General features: G+C 68.7%; 18 protein-coding genes, 1 tRNA gene and 1 pseudogene. 10 read left to right on the forward strand and 10 right to left on the reverse strand.

Going from position 1 to position 23,653, the window contains the following annotated elements; translation table 11 throughout:
* Positions 1-89: 89 nt before the first annotated feature.
* Both AB0N89_RS23950 and AB0N89_RS23955 read left to right on the forward strand, forming a co-directional pair.
* Positions 90-1,925: a histidine kinase gene (locus tag AB0N89_RS23950; protein WP_364207890.1), complete on the forward strand. Its 1,836-nt coding sequence runs from the start codon at positions 90-92 to the stop codon at positions 1,923-1,925.
* The gene (locus tag AB0N89_RS23955; RefSeq protein ID WP_364207892.1) at positions 1,865-2,518 is read left to right on the forward strand and encodes a response regulator transcription factor; all 654 of its coding nucleotides are present in this window, start codon (positions 1,865-1,867) and stop codon (positions 2,516-2,518) included. Before AB0N89_RS23950 ends, AB0N89_RS23955 begins: the two co-directional genes overlap by 61 nt.
* A gap of 611 nt (positions 2,519-3,129) precedes the next feature.
* On the opposite strand, the gene AB0N89_RS23960 is transcribed toward AB0N89_RS23955, so the two are convergent.
* Positions 3,130-4,458, reverse strand: coding sequence for a pyridine nucleotide-disulfide oxidoreductase (locus tag AB0N89_RS23960; protein ID WP_364207930.1), 1,329 nt, complete (start codon positions 4,456-4,458; stop codon positions 3,130-3,132).
* 111 nt (positions 4,459-4,569) lie between these two features.
* Between AB0N89_RS23960 and AB0N89_RS23965 the strand changes: the two genes are divergently transcribed.
* The 3 genes from AB0N89_RS23965 to AB0N89_RS23975 are packed head-to-tail and all read left to right on the forward strand — an operon-like array spanning position 4,570 to position 6,655.
* Complete coding sequence (locus AB0N89_RS23965) at positions 4,570-5,214, forward strand: aminodeoxychorismate/anthranilate synthase component II (protein ID WP_364207894.1); 645 nt, start codon at positions 4,570-4,572, stop codon at positions 5,212-5,214.
* Entirely contained in the window at positions 5,211-6,023 is an 813-nt protein-coding gene (locus AB0N89_RS23970) for an ATP-binding cassette domain-containing protein (RefSeq protein ID WP_364207896.1), read from the forward strand. Before AB0N89_RS23965 ends, AB0N89_RS23970 begins: the two co-directional genes overlap by 4 nt.
* Entirely contained in the window at positions 6,011-6,655 is a 645-nt protein-coding gene (locus AB0N89_RS23975) for a hypothetical protein (RefSeq protein ID WP_364207898.1), read from the forward strand. Before AB0N89_RS23970 ends, AB0N89_RS23975 begins: the two co-directional genes overlap by 13 nt.
* A 16-nt stretch (positions 6,656-6,671) precedes the next feature.
* Here AB0N89_RS23975 and AB0N89_RS23980 read toward each other — a convergent pair whose 3' ends face one another.
* From AB0N89_RS23980 to AB0N89_RS24015, 8 genes are all read right to left on the reverse strand, one after another.
* Positions 6,672-7,013 carry a peptidase inhibitor family I36 protein gene (locus tag AB0N89_RS23980; RefSeq protein ID WP_364207899.1) on the reverse strand — a complete coding sequence of 114 codons (342 nt, stop codon included), beginning with the start codon at positions 7,011-7,013 and terminating at the stop codon, positions 6,672-6,674.
* 147 nt (positions 7,014-7,160) lie between these two features.
* Positions 7,161-9,128 carry a Stk1 family PASTA domain-containing Ser/Thr kinase gene (pknB, locus tag AB0N89_RS23985; protein WP_364207901.1) on the reverse strand — a complete coding sequence of 656 codons (1,968 nt, stop codon included), beginning with the start codon at positions 9,126-9,128 and terminating at the stop codon, positions 7,161-7,163.
* The gene (locus tag AB0N89_RS23990) at positions 9,125-10,432 is read right to left on the reverse strand and encodes a protein kinase (protein ID WP_364207903.1); all 1,308 of its coding nucleotides are present in this window, start codon (positions 10,430-10,432) and stop codon (positions 9,125-9,127) included. Before AB0N89_RS23990 ends, pknB begins: the two co-directional genes overlap by 4 nt.
* A gap of 3 nt (positions 10,433-10,435) precedes the next feature.
* Positions 10,436-11,899, reverse strand: a complete 1,464-nt coding sequence (locus AB0N89_RS23995) for a penicillin-binding protein 2 (RefSeq protein ID WP_364207905.1) — start codon at positions 11,897-11,899, stop codon at positions 10,436-10,438.
* On the reverse strand, positions 11,896-13,374 hold the full coding sequence (locus AB0N89_RS24000) for an FtsW/RodA/SpoVE family cell cycle protein (RefSeq protein ID WP_364207907.1): 1,479 nt from the start codon (positions 13,372-13,374) through the stop codon (positions 11,896-11,898). Before AB0N89_RS24000 ends, AB0N89_RS23995 begins: the two co-directional genes overlap by 4 nt.
* A complete protein-coding gene (locus tag AB0N89_RS24005; RefSeq protein WP_364207909.1) occupies positions 13,374-14,747 on the reverse strand; it encodes a PP2C family serine/threonine-protein phosphatase in 1,374 nt (457 codons plus the stop codon). The genes AB0N89_RS24000 and AB0N89_RS24005 overlap by 1 nt, the downstream gene beginning before the upstream one ends.
* Positions 14,744-15,211 carry an FHA domain-containing protein gene (locus AB0N89_RS24010; RefSeq protein WP_007030429.1) on the reverse strand — a complete coding sequence of 156 codons (468 nt, stop codon included), beginning with the start codon at positions 15,209-15,211 and terminating at the stop codon, positions 14,744-14,746. Before AB0N89_RS24010 ends, AB0N89_RS24005 begins: the two co-directional genes overlap by 4 nt.
* Before the next feature lie 160 nt (positions 15,212-15,371).
* Positions 15,372-16,634 carry a DUF3662 and FHA domain-containing protein gene (locus AB0N89_RS24015; RefSeq protein ID WP_364207912.1) on the reverse strand — a complete coding sequence of 421 codons (1,263 nt, stop codon included), beginning with the start codon at positions 16,632-16,634 and terminating at the stop codon, positions 15,372-15,374.
* Positions 16,635-16,764: 130 nt separating this feature from the next.
* Between AB0N89_RS24015 and AB0N89_RS24020 the strand changes: the two genes are divergently transcribed.
* Positions 16,765-16,847, forward strand: a tRNA-Leu gene (locus tag AB0N89_RS24020).
* Positions 16,848-16,971: 124 nt separating this feature from the next.
* Here AB0N89_RS24020 and AB0N89_RS24025 read toward each other — a convergent pair.
* Complete coding sequence (locus AB0N89_RS24025) at positions 16,972-17,346, reverse strand: FKBP-type peptidyl-prolyl cis-trans isomerase (RefSeq protein ID WP_364207914.1); 375 nt, start codon at positions 17,344-17,346, stop codon at positions 16,972-16,974.
* A gap of 141 nt (positions 17,347-17,487) precedes the next feature.
* Here AB0N89_RS24025 and AB0N89_RS24030 point away from each other — a divergent pair, with 141 nt between their 5' ends.
* The 4 genes and pseudogenes from AB0N89_RS24030 to AB0N89_RS24045 form a co-directional block, all read left to right on the forward strand.
* Entirely contained in the window at positions 17,488-20,742 is a 3,255-nt protein-coding gene (locus AB0N89_RS24030; protein ID WP_364207916.1) for a penicillin acylase family protein, read from the forward strand.
* A 25-nt stretch (positions 20,743-20,767) separates the two neighbouring features.
* Complete coding sequence (locus tag AB0N89_RS24035; protein WP_364207918.1) at positions 20,768-21,808, forward strand: PLP-dependent transferase; 1,041 nt, start codon at positions 20,768-20,770, stop codon at positions 21,806-21,808.
* Positions 21,809-22,279: 471 nt separating this feature from the next.
* Complete coding sequence (locus AB0N89_RS24040; protein ID WP_364207920.1) at positions 22,280-22,960, forward strand: hypothetical protein; 681 nt, start codon at positions 22,280-22,282, stop codon at positions 22,958-22,960.
* Between the two features lie 4 nt (positions 22,961-22,964).
* Positions 22,965-23,564 (forward strand): annotated as a pseudogene (locus AB0N89_RS24045) (class F sortase); the annotation flags it as partial.
* Between the last annotated feature and the right edge of the window lie 89 nt (positions 23,565-23,653).

Consider the following 23,653-nt stretch of genomic DNA (forward strand, 5'->3'; position numbering starts at 1 on the left):
GGAAGCCCAACCGGGGTGGGGCTGGACCCACCCCCTTCGTGGGGCTGCGGTCACTGCTTTCCGGCCGGTCGGTGCGCGAGACTTCTCGCATGATTCGGAAGTACCTCACCTCGGTCCGCCGCGGCTTCGTGCTCGCGGCTCTCGCCCTGGTGAGCTGGCTCGACCTCCTGCTCGAACTGATCGGCTTCTGTCTGCTCTGCGTCGGCCTGGTCTTCGCGTACACGCTGGCTCTGGAGGGGACGCGTCCGCGCGCCGCGCTGACCCGGCGGCTGTCCGGACGCTGGTGCGATATCGAGGTCGAGTCGCCGTACCGGCCCGCCCCGCCGGCGCCGGAACGCGAGCGCGACGGCTGGTACCGCGACGGGAACAACCTGTTCAAGCGGTCGTGGTTCCTGCGGTGGACCAAGCGGTTCGAGTGGATCTCCGACGACCCGGCGACCGGCCGCGATCTCGGCTGGCAGCTGTGGAACCCCCTGGCCGGTCTGGTGCTCGTGCCCGCGGTTCTCCTGGCCGGGCCGGGTGCGCTCCGGCTGTACGGGAAATGGACGCGCTGGTGGCTCGGACCGCACCCGGCTCGTTCCGTGGACGGGTGGGTCAAGACGAGGCTGAAGGCGCTGGGGTTCCAGGTGAGCCTGGCCGGGCTGTCGGTCGCGCAGCTCGCGATGGCGGTCCCGACGCTGCTCATGCTGGCCGGGCTGGTGCCGCTGTTCCCGACGATGGTCATCGCCGGCCGGTCGGTGACCGACACCCTGCGCCGCGAGGCCAAGAACTGGACCGGCGTCCGGATCGACCGGCCGTATCTGCCCGAGCCGTCGTTCCCGATGCCGCGGGCGGACGGGATGTACCAGCGCGGACGGCAGCTGTACGACACGCCGTGGTGGCCTGCGCGGCTCGATCGCTGTCGCTGGGTGATGCGCGACCGCGCGACCTGGCGCGACATGGCGGCGGCGGTGGTCAACACGGTGGTGCTGGCGCTGATGGCGGTGCCGACGGCGGCGCTGGTGTTCTTCGGTTTCTGGGGTCTCGTGACGCTGTGGGTCTGGCGGCCGATCGCGCGGTGGACGGACACGCACTGGTTCTCGATGATCGGCCTGCCGGAGGCGACCACTCACTGGCAGGCGCTCGCGCTGACTCCGGTCGCGGTGGCGGCCTTCGTCGCCGGGCTGCTCCCGGCGCCGTGGCTGGCTCGTAAGGGAGCGCTGTTCGCGAAGCTGCTTCTCGGACCGACGGAGGCTTCGCGGCTGGGGCAGCGCGTCGAACGGCTCAAGCAGACGCGGACGGACGCGTCGGTCGCGCAAGCCGCGGAGATGCGGCGCATCGAACGGGATCTGCACGACGGGGTCCAGTCGCGGCTGGTCGCGATGGGGATGAAGCTGGGTGCCGTCGAAGCGCTGATCGACAGCGATCCCGCCGCCGCGAAACGGCTGGCCGCGGAGTTGCGCCAGACGTCGTCCGAGACGCTGACCGAGCTGCGGCTGCTGGTGCGCGGGATTCACCCGCCGGTGTTGTCCGAGCGCGGTCTCGGTGACGCGGTGCGGGCGATGGCGCTGGACAGTCCGCTGCGGGCTTCCGTGACCGGCGCTCTTCCGCGTCTCGAACAGCCCGCGGAGGCGTGCGCGTACTTCGCGGTCAGCGAGTTGCTGGGCAACGCGGCGAAGCACGGTGAAGCGCGGCGAGTGTCGATCGAGCTGGCTTACGACGACGGACTGCTGCGGATCGAGGTGACCGACGACGGGAAGGGCGGCGCGAACGCGGCCCGGGGGAGCGGGATTCGCGGGATCGAACGCAGACTGGGCACCTTCGACGGTACTTTTGCTCTGACCAGCCCGCTCGGCGGGCCGACGAAGGCGACGATGGAGATCCCGTGTCAGCTCGACCCCGATGCGTCGTCGCCGAGGACCAGTACCTCCTCCGAGACGGCCTGACGCATCTGTTGACCGCACACGGTTTCGACGTCGTCGAGGCGGTCGGGACCGGGCCGGAGCTGGAACGGGCGCTGCGTTCGCATCGGCCCGACGTCTCGGTCGTCGACGTCCGGATGCCGCCGACCCTCACCGACGAAGGTCTCCAGGTCTCGCTGGCGGTGCGGCGCGACATCCCCGGGTTGCCGATTCTCGTGCTGTCACAACATGTCGAGCAGCTCTACGCGCGGGAACTGCTCGCCGACGGCGCCGGTGCGATCGGATACCTGTTGAAGGACAGGGTCTTCAACGCGGACCAGTTCATCGACGCGGTACGGCGCGTCGCGGGCGGCGGAACCGCGATGGACCCCGAGGTGATCGCGAAACTGGTGGCGGGCAACGCTTCCGACCCCTTGTCCGCGCTGACCCCGCGCGAACGCGAGGTGCTCGAACTGATGGCGGAGGGCTGTTCCAACGCCGCCATCGCCGGGCGGATGCACTTCAGTGAAGGCGCGGTGGGAAAACACACCGCGAACATCTTCGCGAAGCTCGGCATCGTCGCTTCGGACGACACGAACCGCCGCGTGCTCGCCGTCCTGGCCTACCTCGGCTCGTGATTCTTCGCTTCAGGTCCTCGCGCAAGGCAATGCTCGTTCAGGTCAGTGGCGCCCTACGGTGACTCGCACCGACCTCACGTGCCTGGACCCGGAACTCGCGTGAACAGACGCCGCGCACCCCGAGTTCCTCCTCCAAACACGCGAGTTCCTCCTTCAAGCACGCGAGTTCCGCTCCCAGCCACGCGAGTTTGCCGCCTGATCACCCGAGTCACGCCTCCGTCCCGGCCGCGAACCCGGCGAGCGAGCGGGTCGCTGCTTGCCAGGCGGTTTCGCGTGCCTGAACGGACGACACACGTGATCCGACGGACGACACGTGTGCTCAGACGGACGACACGCGGCGGGACCCCGATCTCTCAGGCCGTGTCGTCCATCCAGTCACGCGTGTCGTCCGTCTGAGCACACGTGCCGTCCGTCCCCGTCCAGTCACGCGAAAACTCCCGAAACGCCAAGAAGGACCGCACTCAGTGGGGCCCTCCATGACTTTCCCAGCGGTTGTCCACAACCCTTCCCGGCTGTGGACAACCACCGCTGACCAGCCCTTTTCCCGCTCGCAGCCGGTAGACTGGGTTCGGGGCCGCCCCCTGGGACGGGTGGGGGGCTGGGTAGGTGAGTCAAGAGCGGGAAATGCGGGTCATTTCGTCGCGTTCGACGACCTTGACGCGTTCCCGGCCGTGCGGGACGCCGAGCGACTTCTCGTGGGCGTCGAGTTTGCCCCAGCCTTCCCAGGTGGTGAAGGGGACGCCGCGTTCGGCGAGGAACCCGAGGATCGCGTCGGGGTCGTCCGCCGCCGGGGCGGTGAGGCTGTCGGCGTCGGCCAGCAGGCTCGCGATCGTTTCGGCCGCGTCGCCCTTGGTGTGGCCGATGAGGCCGACCGGGCCGCGCTTGATCCAGCCGGTCACGTAGACGCCCGGCACCTGGTCCTCGTCGATGTCCAGCACCCGGCCCGCCTGGTTCGGCACGGTCCCGGTGGTGTGGTCGAACGGGATCTCCGGCAGATGCGAAGACAGGTAACCGACGGCGCGGTAGACGGCCTGGACGTCCCAGTCGTGGAACTCGCCGGTGCCGCGCACGTTGCCGTCACCGGTCAGTTCGGTGCGCTCGGTCCGCAGCCCGGTCACACGCCCGTCCTCACCGACGATCTCGCACGGCGAGTGCAGGAAGTGCAGGTGCAGCCGCTTCGGCCGGTCGCCCTGGTCACGGATCGCCCACTCCTGCAGCGTCTTCACGACCATGTCGATCTGCTTCGACGCCCGCAGCGCGGCGATGCTGCCTTCGTCGAACTCGATGTCCTCCGGATAGACGATGACCTCGACGTTCGGCGAGTGGTCCAGCTCTCGCAGCTCCAGCGGCGTGAACTTCGCCTGGGCCGGGCCGCGGCGCCCGAACACGTGCACGTCGGTGACCGGGCTGGCCTTCAAGCCCTGGTAGACGTTCTCCGGGATGTCGGTGCTGAGCAGCTCGTCCGCGGTCTTCGCGAGGACCCGGGCCACGTCGAGCGCCACGTTCCCGACCCCGAGGACCGCGACCGACGTCGCGTTCAGCGGCCAGGTCCGCGGCACGTCCGGGTGCCCGTCGTACCAGGAGACGAAGTCCGCGGCGCCGTAGCTGCCGTCGAGGTCGATCCCGGGGATGTCGAGCGCGCGGTCGGCCATGGCGCCGGTCGAGAAGATCACCGCGTCGTAGAACTGGCGCAGGTCGTCGAGCTTCAGGTCGGTCCCGTAGTCGACGTTGCCCAGCAGCCGGATGTTCGGCTTGTCGAGCACCTTGTGCAGGGCGGTGACGATGCCCTTGATCCGGGGGTGGTCGGGCGCGACGCCGTACCGGATCAGCCCGAACGGCGCCGGCATGCGCTCGAACAGGTCGATCGTTACAGATCCAGCGCTGTCGGAGGACTTGTCGAGCAGGTCGGCCGCGTAGATACCGGCCGGACCGGCACCCACGATGGCTACACGAAGAGAACGGCTCACCCCTACCACGGTAAGTTAGGTTGCCCTAACAATCATTGTGATCTGGCGTACGGTCCACCTGGTGGGAGCCGCTAAGCTGGCCGCATGCGCGTGCTCGTCGTCGACAACTACGACAGTTTTGTCTACAACCTGGTCCAGTACCTGGCCCAGCTCGGCGCCGACTGCACCGTCTGGCGCAACGACGTGGTGGAGCTCGACAAGCTCGGCGAGTTCGACGCGGTCCTCGTCTCTCCCGGCCCCGGAACACCGGAACGCGCTGGTCAGAGCATGGACGTCATCCGGGAATGCGCCGAGAAGCGTATCCCGATGCTCGGCGTCTGCCTCGGCCACCAGGCGCTCGGTGTCGTCTTCGGCGCCACCGTCGACCGCGCCCCGGAGCTCCTGCACGGCAAGACCAGTCAAGTCCACCATTCGGGCGACGGGGTCCTCGCCGGACTCCCCTCGGAATTCACCGCCACGCGGTACCACTCGCTGACCGTTTTGCCGGAAACCATCGACGACGCCGTGTTCGAGATCACAGGCCGCACCGAGTCCGGTGTCGTGATGGGCATGCGGCACCGCGAGCTGCCGCTCGAAGGCGTCCAGTTCCACCCCGAGTCCGTGCTCACCCAGGGCGGGCACCGGATGCTGGCGAACTGGATGGCTTCGGCCGGGCACCCGGTCCCCGACGTCACGGTCGACGAACTCGAACAGGCCACCCGCGCGCTGCAGAAGGCCGCTGCTGCGTGACCTCGCTGATCCGGCTCGAAGGAGTCGGTAAGCGCTACGGGCGCGGCGAACCCGTGCTCGTCGAGGTCGACCTCGACATCCCGGCGGGCCGCGTGATCGGCGTCCTCGGCTCCAACGGCTCCGGGAAGTCGACCCTGCTCAGGATCCTCGCGGCCCTTTCCCGCGAGACCTCGGGAACCGTCATGGGCAGCCCGCGGGTCGGCTACCTGCCGGACCGCTTCCCAGCGGGACAGCGGATGAGCGCCAGGGCGTACCTGCGGCACATGGCCCGCATCGACGGCCATGTCGACTTGTCGGCCATCGACCCGCTGCTGGACAGGCTGGCGCTGGTCGGCGGCCCGGACGCGCCGCTGCGGACCCTGTCCAAGGGCAACGCCCAGAAGGTCGGCCTCGCCCAGGCGGTCTTGGCCGAGCCGGAACTGCTCATCCTCGACGAACCCTGGTCCGGCCTCGACGTCGAAGCCCACACGGTGCTCGGCGAACTCGTCGCCGAGACCAGGGACCGCGGCGCGAGCGTCGTCTTCACCGACCACCGCGCGGCCGCCGTGCACGCCCACGCCGACGACGTCTACCGGATGGACGCCGGCCTCCTGACCCGCGTCGAAACGGCCGCGAAAACCGAAAGCGCGACCAGGATCGTCCTCCACGGGCCCGGCGGCGACTGGTCGGCGGAACCCGGCGTCAGCCAGGCCGAGGCCGATGGCGAAAAAGTCGTCCTGACCGTCGAAGCCGGGCACACGGACGCCGTCCTGCTGCGCGCGCTCAACCGAGGCTTCTCGGTCCGGGAGGTGGCGCCGTGCTCGCCATGACCCGCTACTACCTCGCGCTGCTCGGCCATTCCCAGCGCTACCTCCCCGCGATCCTCGCCTACATCGCGGTCAACACCGTCCTCTACACGGATCCGAAGTCGCCGCTGCTGCCGCAATACGGGATCAGCGCGGGATCGCTCCTGGTCGTCTCGTGCTGGCTGACGATCGCGATGCTCGACGTCGAGGATCCGGTCCAGCGGCTGGTGACCTTCAGCCACGCCCGGCGCTGGCGATCGGTCCTCGGCGGCGCCGCGCTGGCCGTCTTCGCCTGCGCAGCCGCCCTGATCCTCGTCACGGTGCTCTGGTCCGGCCTCCGGACCGGCGGCTTCACGATCGGCACCTTCGCTCTGGGCGCCGCGGCGCACGCGTTGTGCGCGCTGTTCGGGATCGCGATCGGCCTGCCCTGTTCGCGGCTGCTGGTCCCGCGTGTCGGCTGGTCCGTCCTGGCCGCGATCTTCGCCCTCGCGGCCGTGCTCCTGGTGAAAGGGCTGCCGCTGGCCAACCCGCTGCTGCGCGCCCTGACCTCGCAGCAGCCACTGACCGGCCCGTTCACGGTGGCCGTCGTGGCGGCGGCCACCACCTTGCTCGTGAGCACGACGGCCGTCGGATTCCTGCTCCGCCGCAACGCCTGAACACCGGCGTCGGAGATCAGTCCCGCTTGAAGCTGTGCACCACGAAACTCGTGTTCGGGATCCGCTTGCCCGGTCCGATGGTGGTCGACGGCCCGTTGCAGTTGCTGCCGTTGTAGAGCCTGATCCGGTAGCCGGTCCGGCTGATCACCGAGTTGTAGTGACCGTCGAAGTAGCAGTGGGTGTTCTTGTCGAAGTAACCCGCCGTGGTCTGGGTGCCCCGGTAGTTCGTGCTCGAATACAGACACAGGTCACTCGTGCAGGTCGCCGCGCTCGCGGTGCCCGGAGCGACGATCAACGCCCCGGCCACGACCAGTGTGCCGACGGCGGTGTTCACGGCGAAACGACGTCCTCGTCCCATCGAAGGTCCTCCCCTGTGGCGCTGTGTCGATGACGGACCGAAGCTAACCCATGGCCGATCGCCGCGTGGCCGTTTCGGAGAGAAGGCCCCTGAACGAGTAAGGCCCCGCACGAAACCGTGCGGGGCCCTGCTCACGTCGACCGTCGATCACGGAGGCGGGATGATCCCGCCTCGTGAGCTCGACGACGTCGGAGAATCGTCGTCTTCGACGATGAACAGCGTGATCGGCGCGTTCTTCGCGACCTTCGAACCGGTCTGCGGGTTGGTCTTGCTGACCTTCCCCGCCAGGTCCCGGTCACCGTTCTTGTCGGCCTGGGTGTTCGGAGTACCGCTCCACCCCAGCTGCTGCAACTGACGGATCGCCTGGTCTTCGGTCATGCCCTTGAGGTTCGGCATGTCGAAGGTCTCCTGGCTGCCGTCCGACACCGTCACCGTGACCACGCTGCCGACCGCGAGCTTGCCGCCGTTCGGGGACTGGTCGATGACGGTGTCCTTGGGCTCGCTGGAGTTGGCGGTCTTGAAGGACGGCGTGAATCCGGCCGCCCGCAGCCCGGCGTCGGCCTCGGACTTCGTCTTGCCCTTGTAGTTCGTGACCGTCTTCAGTTCCTTGGACTTGCCGACCACGATGTCGATCTTCGAGCCCTGGTCGACCTCGGCCTGCCCGGCCGGGTTCTGCGACAGGACCTTGCCCGCGTTGTTCGGGTCGTCGGTCTCTTCCTCGGTGGTCGCACCGAGCTTCAGGCCCGCGTCGGTCAGCGCCGCCAAGGCCTCGGCCTGGGTCTTGCCCTTGAGGTCCGGGGTCTTGACCTTGCCCGGCTTGGAGCCGACGGTCAGCGTGATCTTGTCCGAGGTCGGCGTCACCTGACCCACGTTCGGATTGATCGCGATGACCTTGTCGATGTCGTTCTCGTCGCAGGCGGGCAGACCGTTGACGGCTTCCCCGGTGCAGGGCACCTTCTTGGTCTGCTCGAACGAGTTGAACCCCGCGCTCCGGAGCGTGTCCTTCGCCGAAGCCTCACTCTGGTTGAGGACGCTCGGGATCGCCTTGCTCTCGGCGCCGGTGCTGTTGAAGGCGTTCGACAGCCACATGATCAGAAGCACGATGGCCGCCAGCGACACCACGAGACCGGCGATCAACCAGGCGCGGCGCTTCTTCTTCGCGGCCGGGTCTTCTTCGTCTTCCTCGTACTGGTCGTAGCGCGGCGGCACCCGGCGGTCCGAGTCCATGACCTGGGTGCGCTCGTCCTCCGACATCACCATCGGCGCGGACGGCCGCTGGCCGGACAGCGTGCGGACCAGGTCCGAACGCATCTCCGCCGACGACTGGTACCGGTTCGCCGGGCCCTTCGCGAGCGCCTTGAGCACGACGGCGTCGAGCTCGGGCGCCACGGCCGGGTTCACCGACGACGGCGGGTTCGGGTCCTCCCGGACGTGCTGGTACGCCACCGCCACCGGGGAGTCGCCGGTGAAGGGCGGCTCGCCGGTGATGAGCTCGTACAGCACGCAGCCGGCCGCGTAGACGTCCGAACGCGCGTCGACCGACTCACCGCGGGCCTGCTCCGGCGACAGGTACTGCGCCGTGCCGATCACCGCGGCGGTCTGCGTCATCGCGGACTGCCCGTCGTGCATGGCGCGCGCGATGCCGAAGTCCATCACCTTGACGGCGCCGTTCTTCGTGATCATCACGTTCGCCGGCTTGACGTCGCGGTGCACGATGCCGTGCCGGTGCGAGAAGTCCAGCGCCGCGCAGACGTCGGCCATGACCTCCATCGCCCGCTTCTGCGACATCGGGCCTTCGGTCTTCACGATGTCCCGCAGAGTCCGTCCTTCGACGTACTCCATGACGATGTAGGGCAGCGGGCCGAACTCGGTGTTCGTCTCGCCGGTGTCGTAGACGGCGACGATCGCCGGGTGGTTCAGGGCCGCCGCGTTCTGCGCCTCGCGACGGAAACGTTCCTGGAACTGGGGATCCCGCGCCAGGTCGGCGCGCAGGATCTTGATCGCCACCTCCCGGCCCAGGCGCACGTCGTGGCCGTGGTGGACCTCGGACATGCCTCCGTAGCCGAGCGTCTCGCCCAGCTCGTAGCGGTTGCTGAGCAGTCTTGGTGTGCTCATCTCTGCGTGCCGTTCCATTCCGTCCAAGGTTTGCTGCTCATCATTCCTGGATTCGCCTGTCCGGCCGACTCCTCCGTACCGCCCTCCGTCGGCACCGCGGGGTACGCGGATGTCGGCGAAGGACCTTCAGGCTTCTTACCCGGAGTCGGTGCCTGTTCACTCGTTCCCACGCCGCCCGACTGCGGTCCGTTGCCCGAACCGACCAGTCTCACGATGAGGAAGGCTCCTGCCACCAGTACTGCGATCAGGATCACCGCGAGCACCACCCACCAACCCCATTGCGGCCGTCTGCCCGGCAGGCGGCGGACCGCCATCGGGGGCGGGCCGGTGACCGGGTGCATCGCCGGATGCGACGCCGGTCCGACCACCGCCATCGGGTTCGGTGGCGAGTGGGGACCGGGCGGCACCTGCTGCGGCAGGACGGGCTGCCCCGCGGAGTAGGTCACGTTGACCAGCCCCGACGGTGTCGGCAGCGGCAGGCCCGCGCGGACCGCCGCCACCGCGGCCGCGAACTCGCCGCCGCTGTTGTACCGCTGTCTCGGATCCTTGATCAGGGTCGCTTCGATGACCGCGCGGGCGCCCGGCGGCACGTCCGGCGGCAGTGGCGGCGGGAGATCGCGGATGTGCATCATCGCGACCGTCACCGCGTTCTCCGAAAGGAACGGCCGGTGCCCGGTGAGACATTCGTAACCGCACACGGCCAGCGAGTAGACGTCGCTCGCCGGTTCGGCGTTGTGCCCGAGCGCCTGCTCGGGGGCGATGTAGTGGGCGGTGCCCATGACCATGCCGGACCTGGTCACCGGGGCGGCGTCGGCGGCCTTCGCGACACCGAAGTCGGTGATCTTCACCTGACCGGCCGGGGTGACCATGATGTTGCCCGGTTTGACGTCACGGTGCACGAGACCGGTCTCGTGCGCGGCCTGCAGCGCGTTGCCCGCCTGCTCCAGGATGTCCAGGGTGCGCTCGGCGTTCAGCCGTCCCTCGCGGGTGATGATCGCGGCCAGCGGATCGCCTTCGACCAGCTCCATCACCAGATACGCGATCGACAGCTCGTCCGCGACCGTCTCGCCGTAGTCGTGCACCGCGGCGATGCCGGGGTGGTTCAGCGACGCCGTCATCCGCGCCTCGGTCCGGAACCGGTGCAGGAACTCCGCGTCGCCGGACAGCTCCGCCTTCAGGATCTTGACCGCGACCGTCCGGTCCAGCCGCGTGTCGCTGGCCTGCCAGACCTCGCCCATCCCGCCGACGGCGATCCGGTTCGTCAGCTTGTACCGGTCGGCCAGCAGCTGACCCGAGGACAGCATCCGCTATCCACCCCCGAGCATGGCGTTGACGGCGGCGCGGCCGATCTCCGCGGCCACGGTGCCACCGGTCGCTTCGAGCCCGCGGTTGCCACCGGACTCGACGACCACCGCCACGGCGATCTTCGGGTCCATCGCCGGCGCGAACCCGGTGTACCAGGCGTGCGGCGGGGTGTTCTTCGGGTCGCTGCCGTGCTCGGCGGTGCCGGTCTTGGAGGCGATCTGGATGTCGCCGCGCTTGCCGGCGCCCTTCGTGTTCTCTTCCGACGCGAGCATCATGTCGCGCAGGATCGCGGCGTTCGCGCTGGACAGCGCGGCGTCGCCGGTCAGTTCGCTCGGTTTGTAGTCCTCGATGGTCGACAGGTTCGGCGCCAGCAGCGACTGCACGAGCTGCGGCTTCATCGCCATCCCGTTGTTCGCGACGGTCGCCGAAAGCAGGGCGTCCTGCATCGGGGTCAGGCGCACGTCGCGCTGCCCGATGGCGCTCTGGAACAGGGCCGCCTGCGAGTCCAGCGGGCCCAGGGTGGACGAGGCGACCCGCATCGGCACGGTCAGGTCCTCGCCGACACCGAAGTTCTTCGCGGTCGCGTTCAGCTTGTCCTTGCCGAGTTCACCCGCGAGTTCGGCGAAGGGCACGTTGCAGGAGTACCGCAGCGCCTCCTTCAGCGTGTTGCCCTTGCAGGCCGCGCCGCCGTAGTTCTCCAGCGTCGTCTGCGTGCCGGGGAGCTTGACGTTCGGCGCGGTGTTGACCGGCATGTCCGCCGTCTTGCCGTTCTCGAGCGCGGCCGCGGTCACCAGCAGCTTGGCCGTCGAACCCGGCGGGTAGCTCTCCGAGATCGCGCGGTTCAGCATCGGCTTCTTCGGATCGTCGCGCCACTGCCCCCACGCCGCGATCTGCTCCTTGCCGACGTGCGAGGCGAGCCTGTTCGGGTCGTACGACGGCGTCGAGACCATGGCCAGGATGCGCCCCGTCTTCGGCTCGAGCGCGACCACCGAACCGGTGTAGCCCTTCTGCGTCATCAGGTCGTACGCGGCCTTCTGCACGGCCGGGTTGATCGTCAGCCGCACGTTCCCGCCGCGCGGGTCGCGGCCGGTGACCATGTCCGACAGGCGCCGTACGAACAGCCGCGGGTCGGAACCGTTGAGGACGTCGTCCTCGGACCGCTCCAGGCCACCCGAGCCGTAGTTGATCGAGTAGTAGCCGGTGACCGGCGCGTACATCGGGCCGTCGGCGTAGGTCCGGATGAACTTGTACTTGTCGTTCGACGGGTCGACCTTCGCGAGCGCCGTGCCGTCGGGAGCGACGATCAGGCCGCGCTGGCGGGAGTACTCCTCGTAGAGCACCCGCAGGTTGCGCGAATCCGTGCGGTAGTCGTCGGCCTTGACCACCTGGATGTAGGTGGCGTTGGCGAGCAGGAGCACCACCATGACCAGCATGGCGACACCGACCTTGCGGAGCGGGGTGTTCACGACGCGCTCCCCTCACCGTTCGCGGACGGCCGCTGGACCATCACCGTGTGCGCTTCGGCGAGCGGCGCCTGGGGCTGCTGCGGCTTCGGCCGCACCGCGGGTTTGCGGGCGGCGTCGGAGATTCGGAGCAGAAGGGCCACCAGGATGTAGTTCGCGAGCAGAGAAGAGCCACCGCGGGAGAGGAACGGCGCGGTGATACCGGTGTTCGGGATCAGGTTCGTGACGCCGCCGACGACCACGAAGATCTGCATGACCAGGGCGAACGAGAGGCCGCCGCCGAGGAGTTTGCCGAAGGTGTCGCGGACCGCGAGCGCGCTGCGCATGCCGCGCATCGCCAGGATCAGGTACAGCATCAGCATCGCGGCGAGGCCGATGAAACCGAGTTCCTCGCCGATCGCGGTGGTGATGAAGTCCGTCTTGGCCTCGGGGACCATGTCCGGCCGCCCGGCGCCGAGGCCGGTGCCGCCGACCCCGCCGGTCCCGAGCCCGAACAGGCCCTGCGCGACCTGGTAGCCGCCACCGGCGTCGTCGTAGGTGGCGAGCGGGTCGATCCAGTTCCGGACGCGCTGCTGGACGTGCGTGAACAGGTTGTAGGCGATGATCGCGCCGGCGGCGAAGAAGCCGACGCCCAGCACCACCCAGATGACCCGTTCGGTGGCGACGTACAGCATCACCAGCGTGACGCCGAAGAACAGCAGCGACGTCCCGAGGTCCTTCTCGAACACCAGCACGCCGAGGCAGGCGGCCGCCGCGATCAGGATCGGGCCGAGGTCACGGGCACGCGGCAGTTCGACGCCGGCGATCTTCTTTCCCGCGACCATGAACAGGTCCCGCTTCGTCACCAGGAACGAAGCGAAGAAGATCATCAGCAGGATCTTCGCGAACTCGCCCGGCTGGATCGAGAAGAACGGCAGCTTGATCCAGACCTTCGCGCCGTTGACCTCGGAAAGGCTCGACGGCAGCACCGCGGGCAGCGCGAGCGCCACGATGCCGACCAGACCGCAGATGTAGCCGTAACGGGTCAGCGTGCGGTGGTCGCTGATCACGACCAGCACCACCACGAACAGCACGAGCGAGATCGCCGTGAACAGCACCTGCTTGGTGACGTCCGGCGTGTACTCCTTGCCCTGCTGGACCGCGCGCTCCGCGAGCGCCAGGTCGATCCGGTGGATCATCACTAGGCCGAGCCCGTTCAGCAGCGCGACACACGGCAGGATCACCGGGTCCGCGTACGGCGCCCAGCGGCGGACCGCCAGATGCGCCGCCGTCAGCACCCCGAGGTACGACAGCCCCAGCCAGATGATCGAGCTGGTCAGCTCCTGCTCCTGGTTCGCCTCCACCAGCACGAGCGCGATGGTGACGATGAACGTCGCGAACGCCAGGAGGACGAGCTCCGTCCCGCGCCGCTTGGGCAGCTCGCGCGGAGGGTTCGTGGCGAACTGGGCCGAAGCCGGATCGGCGAGCGGCGTGCTCATCAGTTACCGCCCCCCGGTGCTGCCGGTTCCGGCGTCGAGCAGTCCCTCCCCGCTGGCTGGTTCGCCGAACTCGGCGAGGCGGGGGTAGAAGGGGGAGCCGCCGAGGAGGAAGGTGGCGTGGAAGTCGAGCTGGTGTTCGGCTTGCAGTCGGCCAGCTGCTTGTGCGGACGAAGGAAGTCGTCGATGTACTTGCGGGCGTCGTCGAGGTTGTCCTTTTTGACGCCGTTCTTCACCGCGATGCGCGCGTCTTCCTGCAGGGCGGGCACCAGCAGCTTGTCGGTGCACAGCCCGCCCGGCGGGCACGAGCCCTGCTCGTAGGCGTGCAGGTCGATGCCGAGGATGCTGCCCGGGACGCCGCGGTAGATAACGACCTCTTCGCCGGGGCCTTCGCCGACGTAGTACTGGCTCAGCACGAAGTACCGCGTGGCGATCGCCGCCGCGGCCAGCACGATCAGGACGACCACCGCTCCCGCCAGCCAGCGAAATCGCCTCCGGCGCTTGACCTTGGGGTCCTCCTGTTGGGGCTGGACCTCGGGCCGCGGCTGCGGCGCGGGCTGGGTCAGCGCGCGGGCGCGGGCGGCGGGGGAGTCGCCCTGATGGAACTCGTCACTGCCGTCCCCGGCGGCGCCGCCCACGATGGGCGCGTCCTCGCCGAAGTCGACGTCGACGACGTCGGCGATGATCACCGTGACGTTGTCGGTGCCGCCGCCCTTGAGCGCCAGCTCGATCATCCGGTCGGCGCAGGCCTGCGGATCCGGGATCTGGATCGCCTCGGACAGGGTCTCGTCGCTGACCATGCCGGACAGGCCGTCCGAGCAGATCAGGTACCGATCGCCGGCGCGGGCTTCGCGCACGGTCAGGCTCGGCTCGACCTCGTGTCCGGTGAGCGCCTTCAGCAGCAGCGACCGCTGCGGGTGCACCGCGGCCTCTTCCGGCGTGATCCGGCCCTGTTCGAGAAGTTCGTTGACGAAGCTGTCGTCCCGCGTGATCTGCGAGAACTGCCCGCCGCGCATCAGGTACGCGCGGGAGTCGCCGACGTGCACGACACCCATCCGGGAACCGGCGAACAGCACGGCGGTCAGGGTCGTGCCCATCCCGTCGAGGTCCGGGTCCTGCTGGACGAGCTCGGCGATGGCCGCGTTGCCGTTCTGGACGGCCTCCCGCAGCTGCGCGAGGAGATCGTCGCTGGGGTCGTCGTCGTCGAGCGGGGCGAGGGAGGCGATGACGACCTTGCTGGCCACCTCGCCTGCGGCGTGGCCGCCCATGCCGTCGGCGAGGGCGAGCAGGCGGGGACCCGCGTACACGGAGTCCTGGTTGCTGGAACGCACCAGTCCCCGGTCGCTGCGTGCCGCGTAGCGGAGGACGAGAGTCATGGGCGAAGCTCGATCACCGTTTTGCCGATCCTGATGGGGACTCCGAGCGGGACCCGGAGGGGTGCCGTGACCTTAGCCCGGTCGAGGTACGTCCCGTTCGTCGAACCCAGATCTTCCACGTACCAATCCTCCCCGCGCAGGGCGATCCGGGCGTGCCGGGTCGACGCGTAGTCGTCGTCCAGCACCAGAGTCGAGTCGTCGGCCCGGCCGATCAGGATCGGCCTGCCGTCCAAGGCGATCCTGGTGCCTGCCAGCGCACCGTGGGTCACGAGCAGCTGCTGAGGCGACTTCCCGCCACGCGGCTTCTTGTTTTCCTTCTTCTTGCGACCGAACGTCGGGACGGCGACTCGCAGCCCGGAGGCCGCGTACAGGTCCGAACGGACGACACGCAACGCGGCGAACACGAAGAGCCAGAGCAGCACGAGAAAGCCCACCCTGGTGAGTTGAACGACCAGCTCTGGCACTTGTTGTGTCCGCTCCCGTTTCTCCTGTACGCCGCGGAGAGCCGGTGCCGTCCGGGATGGTCGGCTCCGAACGGCCTTGCTCTCCGCATACGACCCGAGGTGCCGATCCACCACAGGTCCCGCACCGCAATTCTGCGATACCCCCTCCGGACCCCGCCGGTCAGCCCTGCGTACGGAACACGAGAGACGAGTGGCCCACGCGGATCACGTCGCCGTCGGCCAGCTGCCAGGTCTGCACCGGGGTGCCGTTGACGGTCGTGCCGTTCGTCGAACCGATGTCCGCGAGCGTCGCGCTCTGGCCGTCCCAGGTGATCTCCAGGTGACGACGCGAGACGCCGGTGTCCGGGAGCCGGAAGTCGGCGTCCTGGCCGCGGCCCACGACGTTCCCGCCCTGCTTCAGCGAGTACGAGCGGTTCGACCCGTCGTCCAGCTGGAGGCTCGCGGCGAGCTGACGGCCGGCCGCGGGCTGGCCGCCGTAGCCGCCACCCTGCGCGTACGGGTCCGCGGCGGGCTGGCCGTACTGCTGCTGGCCACCGCCGTACTGGTCGTAGCCGCCCTGCTGCTGGCCACCGCCGTACTGGTCGTAACCGGGCTGCTGGGCGCCACCGCCGTAGCCCTGGTCGTAGCCGCCTTGCTGCTGGCCGCCGTACTGGTCGTAGCCCGGCTGCTGGGCGCCACCGCCATAGCCCTGGTCGTAGCCGCCCTGCTGCTGGCCGCCGTACTGGTCGTAGCCGGGCTGCTGCTGACCGCCGCCGTAGCCCTGGTCGTAGCCGCCTTGCTGCTGCTGGCCGCCGTATTGGTCGTAACCGGGCTGCTGGGCGCCGCCGCCGTAGCCCTGGTCGTAGCCGCCCTGCTGCTGGCCGCCATAACCCTGGTCGTACCCGGGCTGCTGCTGGCCAGCCTGCTGTCCGTAGCCGTACTGGCCCTGCTGCTGGCCGTACGGGTCACCCTGGTCGTATTGGCCGTAGCCGGGGGGCTGGCTCATTGCTGGGTCTCCTGCGTTGCTGGGTCGTGCCGACCGTGACGAACCTTCGACGCCGTGGGGCTTGACGTCGGGATCGACGGACGAACGGGTCTTGAACTGTCCAGTATGCAGCGCCTCGTTGCGCTCGAGCGAAACTACGACGTCACCATAGGTGTCCCAACCGTGCTCGGCGAGGTGTTCCTTGACCGCCTCCGCCAACACCGACGTGACCCGACGTTCGTCTCCGGCCATGCGCTCGTGATCAGCCTGCCCCAACGACACGATGTAGTGGTTGGGAGCGAGCTGTCGACCACCGGCCAGCTCACGAACGTTCTCCTCGCTCTCGCGCTCAAGCGCCACCGCCACTTCCTGCGTGACGACGTTGCCACCGAACATGCGCGCGAAGGTATTGCCCACGAGGTTCTCGAGCCGCCTATCAAAGCGCTCAACGCGGCCCACCGGGCAACCTCCTCACACGTGTGCTTCCCCGTCGATCCTATCCGGGTACGGCCAGTCGGACACGGCCCCCGGTGAAACCCGCCAAAACCGCCTGCTACGCTTTGCGAGCTGTCAGAGAACGAAGCAACTCGGGCGAGTGGCGGAATGGCAGACGCGCACGGTTCAGGTCCGTGTGTCCGAAAGGACGTGAGGGTTCAACTCCCTCCTCGCCCACTCTTGGTTGAGGCCCCCGTCGCCAGCGCGACGGGGGCCTCTTTCGTGTGGTCGTCGCTCGTCGGCTTCCCGAAAGAACAAAGAAAAAGACCCGGCCGAGACCGGGTCTTCGGATTCGTGTGGGTCAGTTCACGCCGATCAGGTCGACCACGAAGATCAGGGTCTCGTTCGGCTTGATGACGCCGCCGGCGCCGCGTTCGCCGTAGGCCAGATGCGGCGGGATGACCAGCTTGCGGCGACCGCCGACCTTCATACCCGCGACGCCCTGGTCCCAGCCGGGGATGACCTGACCGGCGCCGAGGCCGAAGCGAAGCGGCTCACCGCGGTCCCACGACGCGTCGAACTGGTCGCCGGTCGAGTGCGAGACGCCGACGTAGTGCACCGAGACGGTGTCGCCGGCCTTCGCCTCCTGGCCGTCGCCGACGGAGATGTCACTCTTCTCCAGCTCGGTGGGCGCGGGGCCGTCCGGACGGTCGATCTGGGGCTTTTCCAAAGACATGCGACAAAGCTACCTCCGCTGGTCCCGGGTCCGCAGGACGAGTGTTCCGCCGAACGGTGGCAAGAATGCGAATAGTCTTCACAAATTTGGATACCCGTGGGTAGTGTGCGCCTCGTCACTCTCCGACGACGGAGGTCTTTCATGCGACGAGGCATACGGGTCTTGACGACGCTGGCGGGGTTGACGCTGGTGGCGGGGTTGACGCTGGTGGCGGGAACGGTTCCGGCGCTCCAGGCGAACGCGGCGGAAGCCCCGCGGAACTCGGTCGTGGCGGCCGCGCTCGACGACTACTGCGCCGGACAGTGCGCCGACATCCTGCCGCCCGGCACCAAGGGGAACGCCACGCTCGCCGAGATCCTGGCGCACAAGGCGTTCGGCACCCGTCCCGCGCATTCGGCCGATCAGCTCGGCAAATACGCCTCGCTCGCCGACGGCTACAAGACGCTGACCACGGACAAGATCAACCAGTTCTTCAACGACGCCTCGTTCGGGGTCCAGTCCGGTCAGGTCGAGAGCACGATCAAACCGCGGTCGGACGTGACGATCACCCGCGACAAGGCGACCGGCGTCCCCCGGATCGTCGGCACGACGCGGCCGGGCACGATGTACGGCGCCGGGTACGCCGCCGGGCAGGACCGTCTGTGGCTGATGGACATCATGCGCCGCGTCGGCCGCGGCCAGCTGACCTCGTACGCCGGGGGCGCGCAGGGCAACCGCGAACTCGAGCAGAGCTTCTTCGCTTCGGCGCCCTACACCGAGCAGGAGCTCCAGAAGCAGATCGACAACGCCGCCGCCAGTGGTCCGCGCGGCGCGCAGGGCAAGGCCGACGCCGAGGCCTACGTCGAGGGTGTGAACAAGTACATCTCCGACGCGCACAGCGGCCGCTACTTCCCCGGCGAGTACGTCCTCACCGGGCACGTCGACGCGATCACCAACGCCGGGACCATCGAGCCGTTCAAGCTGACCGACCTCGTCGTCCTCGCCGCCGTCGTCGGCGCGCAGTTCGGCGCCGGTGGCGGCGGTGAGGTGCAGAACGCCATCGCGAAGATGGCGATGCAGGAGAAGTACGGACTCGAACAGGGCGACAAGGTCTGGAAGAGCCTCCGGTCCGAGGACGACCCCGAGACCGTCAAGACCCTCCACAGTGGACAGAACTTCGACTACGGCAAGGCACCCGCGAACCCGCAGGGCGCCGCGATGCCGGACAAGGGTTCGGTCTCCGGGCAGCAGCTGGTCTTCGACCCGACCGGGTCCGCCGGGACGGCGACGCCCGCCAAGGTGGACGTTCCCGCGCCCGAGGACCAGAAGGCCGTCCGCGGCATCTTCGACGACGGCGTCCTGCCCGGGAACATGCTTTCCGAGAAGCACGGCATGTCCAACGCGCTGGTCGTCTCCGGCGCCAAGACCGCGAGTGGTCACCCGGTCGCCGTCTTCGGCCCGCAGGCCGGGTACTTCGCGCCGCAATTGCTGATGCTGCAGGAACTCCAGGGCCCGGGCATCAGCGCCCGCGGCGCCTCGTTCGCGGGCATCAGCATGTACGTGCTGCTCGGCCGTGGCAAGGACTACTCGTGGAGCGCGACCTCGGCGTCGCAGGACATCACCGACACCTACGCCGTCGAACTGTGCGAGCAGAACGGTTCCGCACCGACCAAGAACTCCGCCTTCTACCGTTTCCGCGGCCAGTGCCTGCCGTTCGACATCGTCGAGCGCAAGAACGCGTGGAAGCCCACCATCGCCGACGGGACGGCGGAAGGTTCGTACACGCTGCGCAGCTTCCGCACCAAGTACGGGCCGGTGACGAGCCGCGCGCTGGTCGGCGGCAAACCGGTCGCGTACGCCTCGCTGCGGTCGACCTTCCAGCACGAGATCGACACGATCATCGGCTTCCAGAAGTTCAACGACCCGGACGCGATCAAGTCCGCGAAGGACTTCCAGGCCGCGGCGGCCGACGTCAACCAGACCTACAACTGGTTCTACGCCGACTCCCGCGACATCGCGTACTTCAACTCCGGCTCGAACCCGGTCCGCAATCCGAACGTCGACCCCGCGATGCCGGTGAAGGGCGACGCCGGATTCGACTGGCAGGGCTGGAACCCCGACGGCAACCTCGCGAACTACACGCCGTCGTCGCAGCATCCGCAGTCGATCAACCAGGACTACTACATCAGCTGGAACAACGCGCAGAGCAACGGCTACGCGGCCAGCGGCGCGGACAAGAGTTCCGTGCACCGCGGCGATCTGATCGACGCGCGGGTCAAGAAGATGGTCTCCAGCGGCACCAAGGTGACGCGGGTGAACCTCACGCAGGCCATGGAGGAAGCTGCGCTGGCCGACCTCCGCGCGGAGAAGGTGCTGCCGGAGCTGCTCAAGGTGCTCGACAAGGCGCCGGTGACCGGTCCGGCCGCGGACGCGGTGACGAAGCTGAAGGCCTGGCTCGCCGCGGGCGGTCTGCGTGCGGAGACTTCGCCGGGCAGCAAGGCGTACGCGAACGCCGACGCGATCCGCATCATGGACGCCTGGTGGCCGCTGCTGGTCAACGCGCAGTTCAAACCCGGAATGGGTGACGCCGCCTACGCCGCCATGGTGGGCGTGCTGAAGATCAACGAATCGCCTTCGGGCTGGCAGAACGAGGTCCCCGGCAAGCACGTCGGCCAGCCGCACGCGGGTTCGTCGTACCAGGCGGGCTGGTGGGGCTACGTGCACAAGGACATCCGGTCGGTCCTCGGGCAGAACGTCGCCGGTCCGCTGCCCGTGAAGTACTGCGGTGGCGGCGACGTCAACGCCTGCCGTCAGGTGCTGCTCGACTCGCTGACGCAGGCGGCCGCGCAGCCCGCCAACACCGTGTACCCCGGTGACGGCGACTGCGGCGCGGGCGACCAGTGGTGCGCCGACACGATCATCCACCGCGCGCTCGGCGGCATCACGCAGGACAAGATGAGCACCCAGAACCGGCCGACCTTCCAGCAGGTCGTGGAGTTCCCGGCGAGGCGCGGCGACACCATCGCCAACCTCGCCACCGGCCGGTCGGTGAGCGCGAGCAGCCACGAAACCGGCTGGTACGACTCGCCGCCGTCCAACGCGATCGACGCGAACCTCTCGACGCGCTGGGCGAGCGACTGGAGCGACAACCAGTCGATCACCGTCGACCTCGGTTCGGTGCAGCGCGTTTCCAGGGTCGTGCTGCACTGGGAATCCGCGTACGGGAAGGCGTACAAGGTGCAGGTCTCGTCCGACGGGACGAACTGGCGCGACGCGGCGTCCATAGTGGACGGAGACGGCGGACGGGACAACGTCGCCTTCGAGGCGACGGACGGCCGGTATGTCCGGATGGCCGGGGTCCAGCGAGGGACGAAGTACGGCTACTCCCTTTACGAGTTCGAGGTGTACGCCCACTAGCCGGAACACGGTTTACGGTGGCGGGGTGAACACGAACGACTGGTCACCCCGCACCCTCGCCGTCGCCGCCGGACGTCCGGAGGGCCCCGGCGAACCGCTGAACGTGCCGATCGTCGCGGCGAGCACGTTCGACGCCGGCGCCGACCGCGCGTATTCGCGGGAGAACGGCACCCCGACCTGGGAGGCCCTCGAAGCCGCGATCGGCGCGCTCGAAGGCGGGCACGCGACCGCGTTCGCCTCGGGGATCGCGACGCTCAGCGCCGTCGCCGACACGTTGCCGGTCGGCGCGAAGGTCTGCGTCCCGACGTACTCCTACGCCGGTTCCCGCGGCCTGCTCGCGCACGCGCACCGCACCGGCCGCCTGGTGGTGACCGAGATCGCGCCGGACGACACGGCCGCCTGGGTCGCCGCCGCGGACGCCGACCTGCTCTGGCTCGAATCGCCGACCAACCCGACGCTGGACGTCATCGACATCGAGACGATCGCCGCCGCCGCGAACGGCCTGGTCGCCGTGGACAACACGTTCGCCACCCCGCTCGGGCAGCGGCCGCTGGAGCTCGGCGCCGACATCGTCGTGCACAGCGCGACGAAGCTCATCGGCGGTCACAGCGATCTGTTGCTCGGCCTGACGATCGCGGCCGACGAAGGCGTCGCGAAGGACCTGCGTGACGCGCGCACCCGGATGGGGGCGACGCCGGGAGCGCTCGAAGCGTGGCTTGCGCTGCGCGGGCTGCGGACGCTGCCGGTCCGCCTGGCCGAGCAGACGCGTACGGCCGCGCTGCTGGCGGCCCGATTGCTCGACCATCCCGCGATCACCCGGGTGCGTTATCCCGGCTCCGGCACGATGATCGCGTTCGAACTCCCGGACGCCGAGACCGCGGACAAGGTCATCGGTTCACTTCGGCTGATCCGGGCCGCCACCAGCCTCGGCGGGGTGGAGAGCCTGGTCGAACGGCGGGCGTGGCTGGCGGGCGACGCCCACGTGCCCGCCGGGCTCGTCCGGTTCAGCGTCGGGCTCGAAGATCCGGAAGATCTCTGGACGGATCTGGCCTCGGCGCTCGGCTAGCGCAGGGTCCGGTGCCCTGATCGTGACCTTCGGGTTGCCGGGCACCGGATTCCGCGGCCGAATGGTCAGTCTTTCACCGGCGGTCCCCCGAACGTGTGAACCGGTCGGTAACAAAGGCCTGGAAAATCGCGGAAAGTCGCAGCTTCGGCCGGGAAAACCGGCGGTTTCGCGACGTTCGGAGGCCGCCGGAAAAATGCTTCCGTAACGCAACCGTTCCGGCCGTCCGGGTGTTAACATTGCTGCGTCGCCGAGAGCTTTCGGCTCTGTTGAGCGACATTCGAGCCCTTGTATCGGGCAGGATCGCCCCGGTGTTACCGGTTTTCCGAGTGGGTTTTGTCACCGTCCATTCGCTACTGGAGACCGGTGCTTTTCGGGCAAGATCGCGCTGTCACTCGAACGTGGGATTTTTCCCGAGTGGTCGCACGGTGGGGGTCACCGTGTGGTGCGAATGCTTTTCACTGGGAGATCACTTTGAAGAAGACGTTGGGCCGCCTCGCGGGCGCGGTGCTGGCCGGCGCCCTCATTTCGCTGGCCGTGACGCCTGCCGCGATGGCGCAGGACGAGACCACGACGGCGCCCCCCGCGGCGCCGACCGAGACCTCGCCCACCGTTCCGCCGGGGCCGACCTACACGGGTGGTCCCGTGACCACCGCCCCGCCGGAGACGACGACCACCACGTCGCAGCCGACGACCACCACCGGCACGCCCACCACCGGCAAGCCGACCGAGACGTCGGGCAAGCCGACGTCGACCTCCACCTCGGAGAAGCCGACCACCACCACCCCGCCGGCGCCGGTGCTGAACGTCGGCGCCGGCTACGTCGAGGGCAACGAGGGCGCGCTGGCGATCCTCTGCGGTTCGGAGCCCGCCGACGTCAACGCGCCGGACTTCACCGTCGTCGACGCGTTCCAGGACGGCGCCGACGCCTACCTCTGGATCTACATCATCGAGGCCAAGCCCGGTTTCACGGGCAAGGCGAGCACCTTCACCTGGACCTGCGACGGCAAGCCGGGTCAGGGTGACATCGAGATCGAGGAGACGGTCGGCGGCGGTTCGACCGCGCCGGGCGCCAAGCCGGAGAAGCCGAAGAAGCAGGTCAAGCTGAAGCCCAAGGGCGGCATCGAGACCGGTTTCGGCTTCACCGCGGCCTGATCCGATGAAGCACGTGACGCAGGGCGGCCGCTTGGTCGCGGCCGCCCTTGTCCTTTCCTTCACGCTGACGGGATGCGGCACCGGCGAACCGGCCCCGCCCGCCGCGCAAGGGGCGCAGGCGGCGCCGTCGGAATCGGCTCCGCCGGTCGTCAAGCCGTTCAACGGGGTTCGCCCGACGAACGTGAAGATCCCCAAGATCGGCGCGGAATCGAGTCTGGTCACGGTCGCGATCGGCAAGGACGGCAAGATGTCCGTCCCGCCGGCGAAGAACCCGATGCAGGCCGCCTGGTACCGGCTTTCGCCGGTGCCCGGTGACGTCGGCCCGTCGATCCTGCTCGGCCACGTCGACGGCAACAAGCAGCCGGGCATCTTCTCCAAGCTCAAGGACGTCAACCCGGGCGACGAGGTGCTCGTCGACCGCAGCGACGGCAAGAGCCTGAAGTTCGTGGTCGAGAAGAAGGACCAGGTCCCCAAGGACCAGTTCCCCGAGGACGCGGTCTACGGCAACACGGACAAGTCGCAGCTGCGGCTGATCACCTGTGGCGGTGTCTTCGACAAGGAAGAGCACAGCTACAAGGACAACATCATCGTCTACGCGAACTTGGTCCGACCTCGCCGAAGAGGTCCGGCTGACCGCGGCCGAACTGACCACCCGGATCGGGGGTCAGGTCCGCTGAACGTGCTTCTTCTGGA

This window comes from Amycolatopsis sp. NPDC089917, assembly GCF_040684635.1.
Classification (GTDB): domain Bacteria; phylum Actinomycetota; class Actinomycetes; order Mycobacteriales; family Pseudonocardiaceae; genus Amycolatopsis.

Excerpts from the sequence above, each read along its gene's own strand:
- AB0N89_RS24025 (WP_364207914.1), bottom strand. The coding sequence starts at position 17,346 with ATGTCTTTGGAAAAGCCCCAGATCGACCGTCCGGACGGCCCCGCGCCC.
- AB0N89_RS24000 (WP_364207907.1), bottom strand. The coding sequence starts at position 13,374 with ATGAGCACGCCGCTCGCCGATCCGGCTTCGGCCCAGTTCGCCACGAAC.
- pknB (WP_364207901.1), bottom strand. The coding sequence starts at position 9,128 with ATGAGCACACCAAGACTGCTCAGCAACCGCTACGAGCTGGGCGAGACG.
- AB0N89_RS23980 (WP_364207899.1), bottom strand. The coding sequence starts at position 7,013 with ATGGGACGAGGACGTCGTTTCGCCGTGAACACCGCCGTCGGCACACTG.
- AB0N89_RS24005 (WP_364207909.1), bottom strand. The coding sequence starts at position 14,747 with ATGACTCTCGTCCTCCGCTACGCGGCACGCAGCGACCGGGGACTGGTG.
- AB0N89_RS23965 (WP_364207894.1), top strand. The coding sequence starts at position 4,570 with ATGCGCGTGCTCGTCGTCGACAACTACGACAGTTTTGTCTACAACCTG.
- AB0N89_RS23950 (WP_364207890.1), top strand. The coding sequence starts at position 90 with ATGATTCGGAAGTACCTCACCTCGGTCCGCCGCGGCTTCGTGCTCGCG.
- AB0N89_RS24030 (WP_364207916.1), top strand. The coding sequence starts at position 17,488 with ATGCGACGAGGCATACGGGTCTTGACGACGCTGGCGGGGTTGACGCTG.
- AB0N89_RS23990 (WP_364207903.1), bottom strand. The coding sequence starts at position 10,432 with ATGCTGTCCTCGGGTCAGCTGCTGGCCGACCGGTACAAGCTGACGAAC.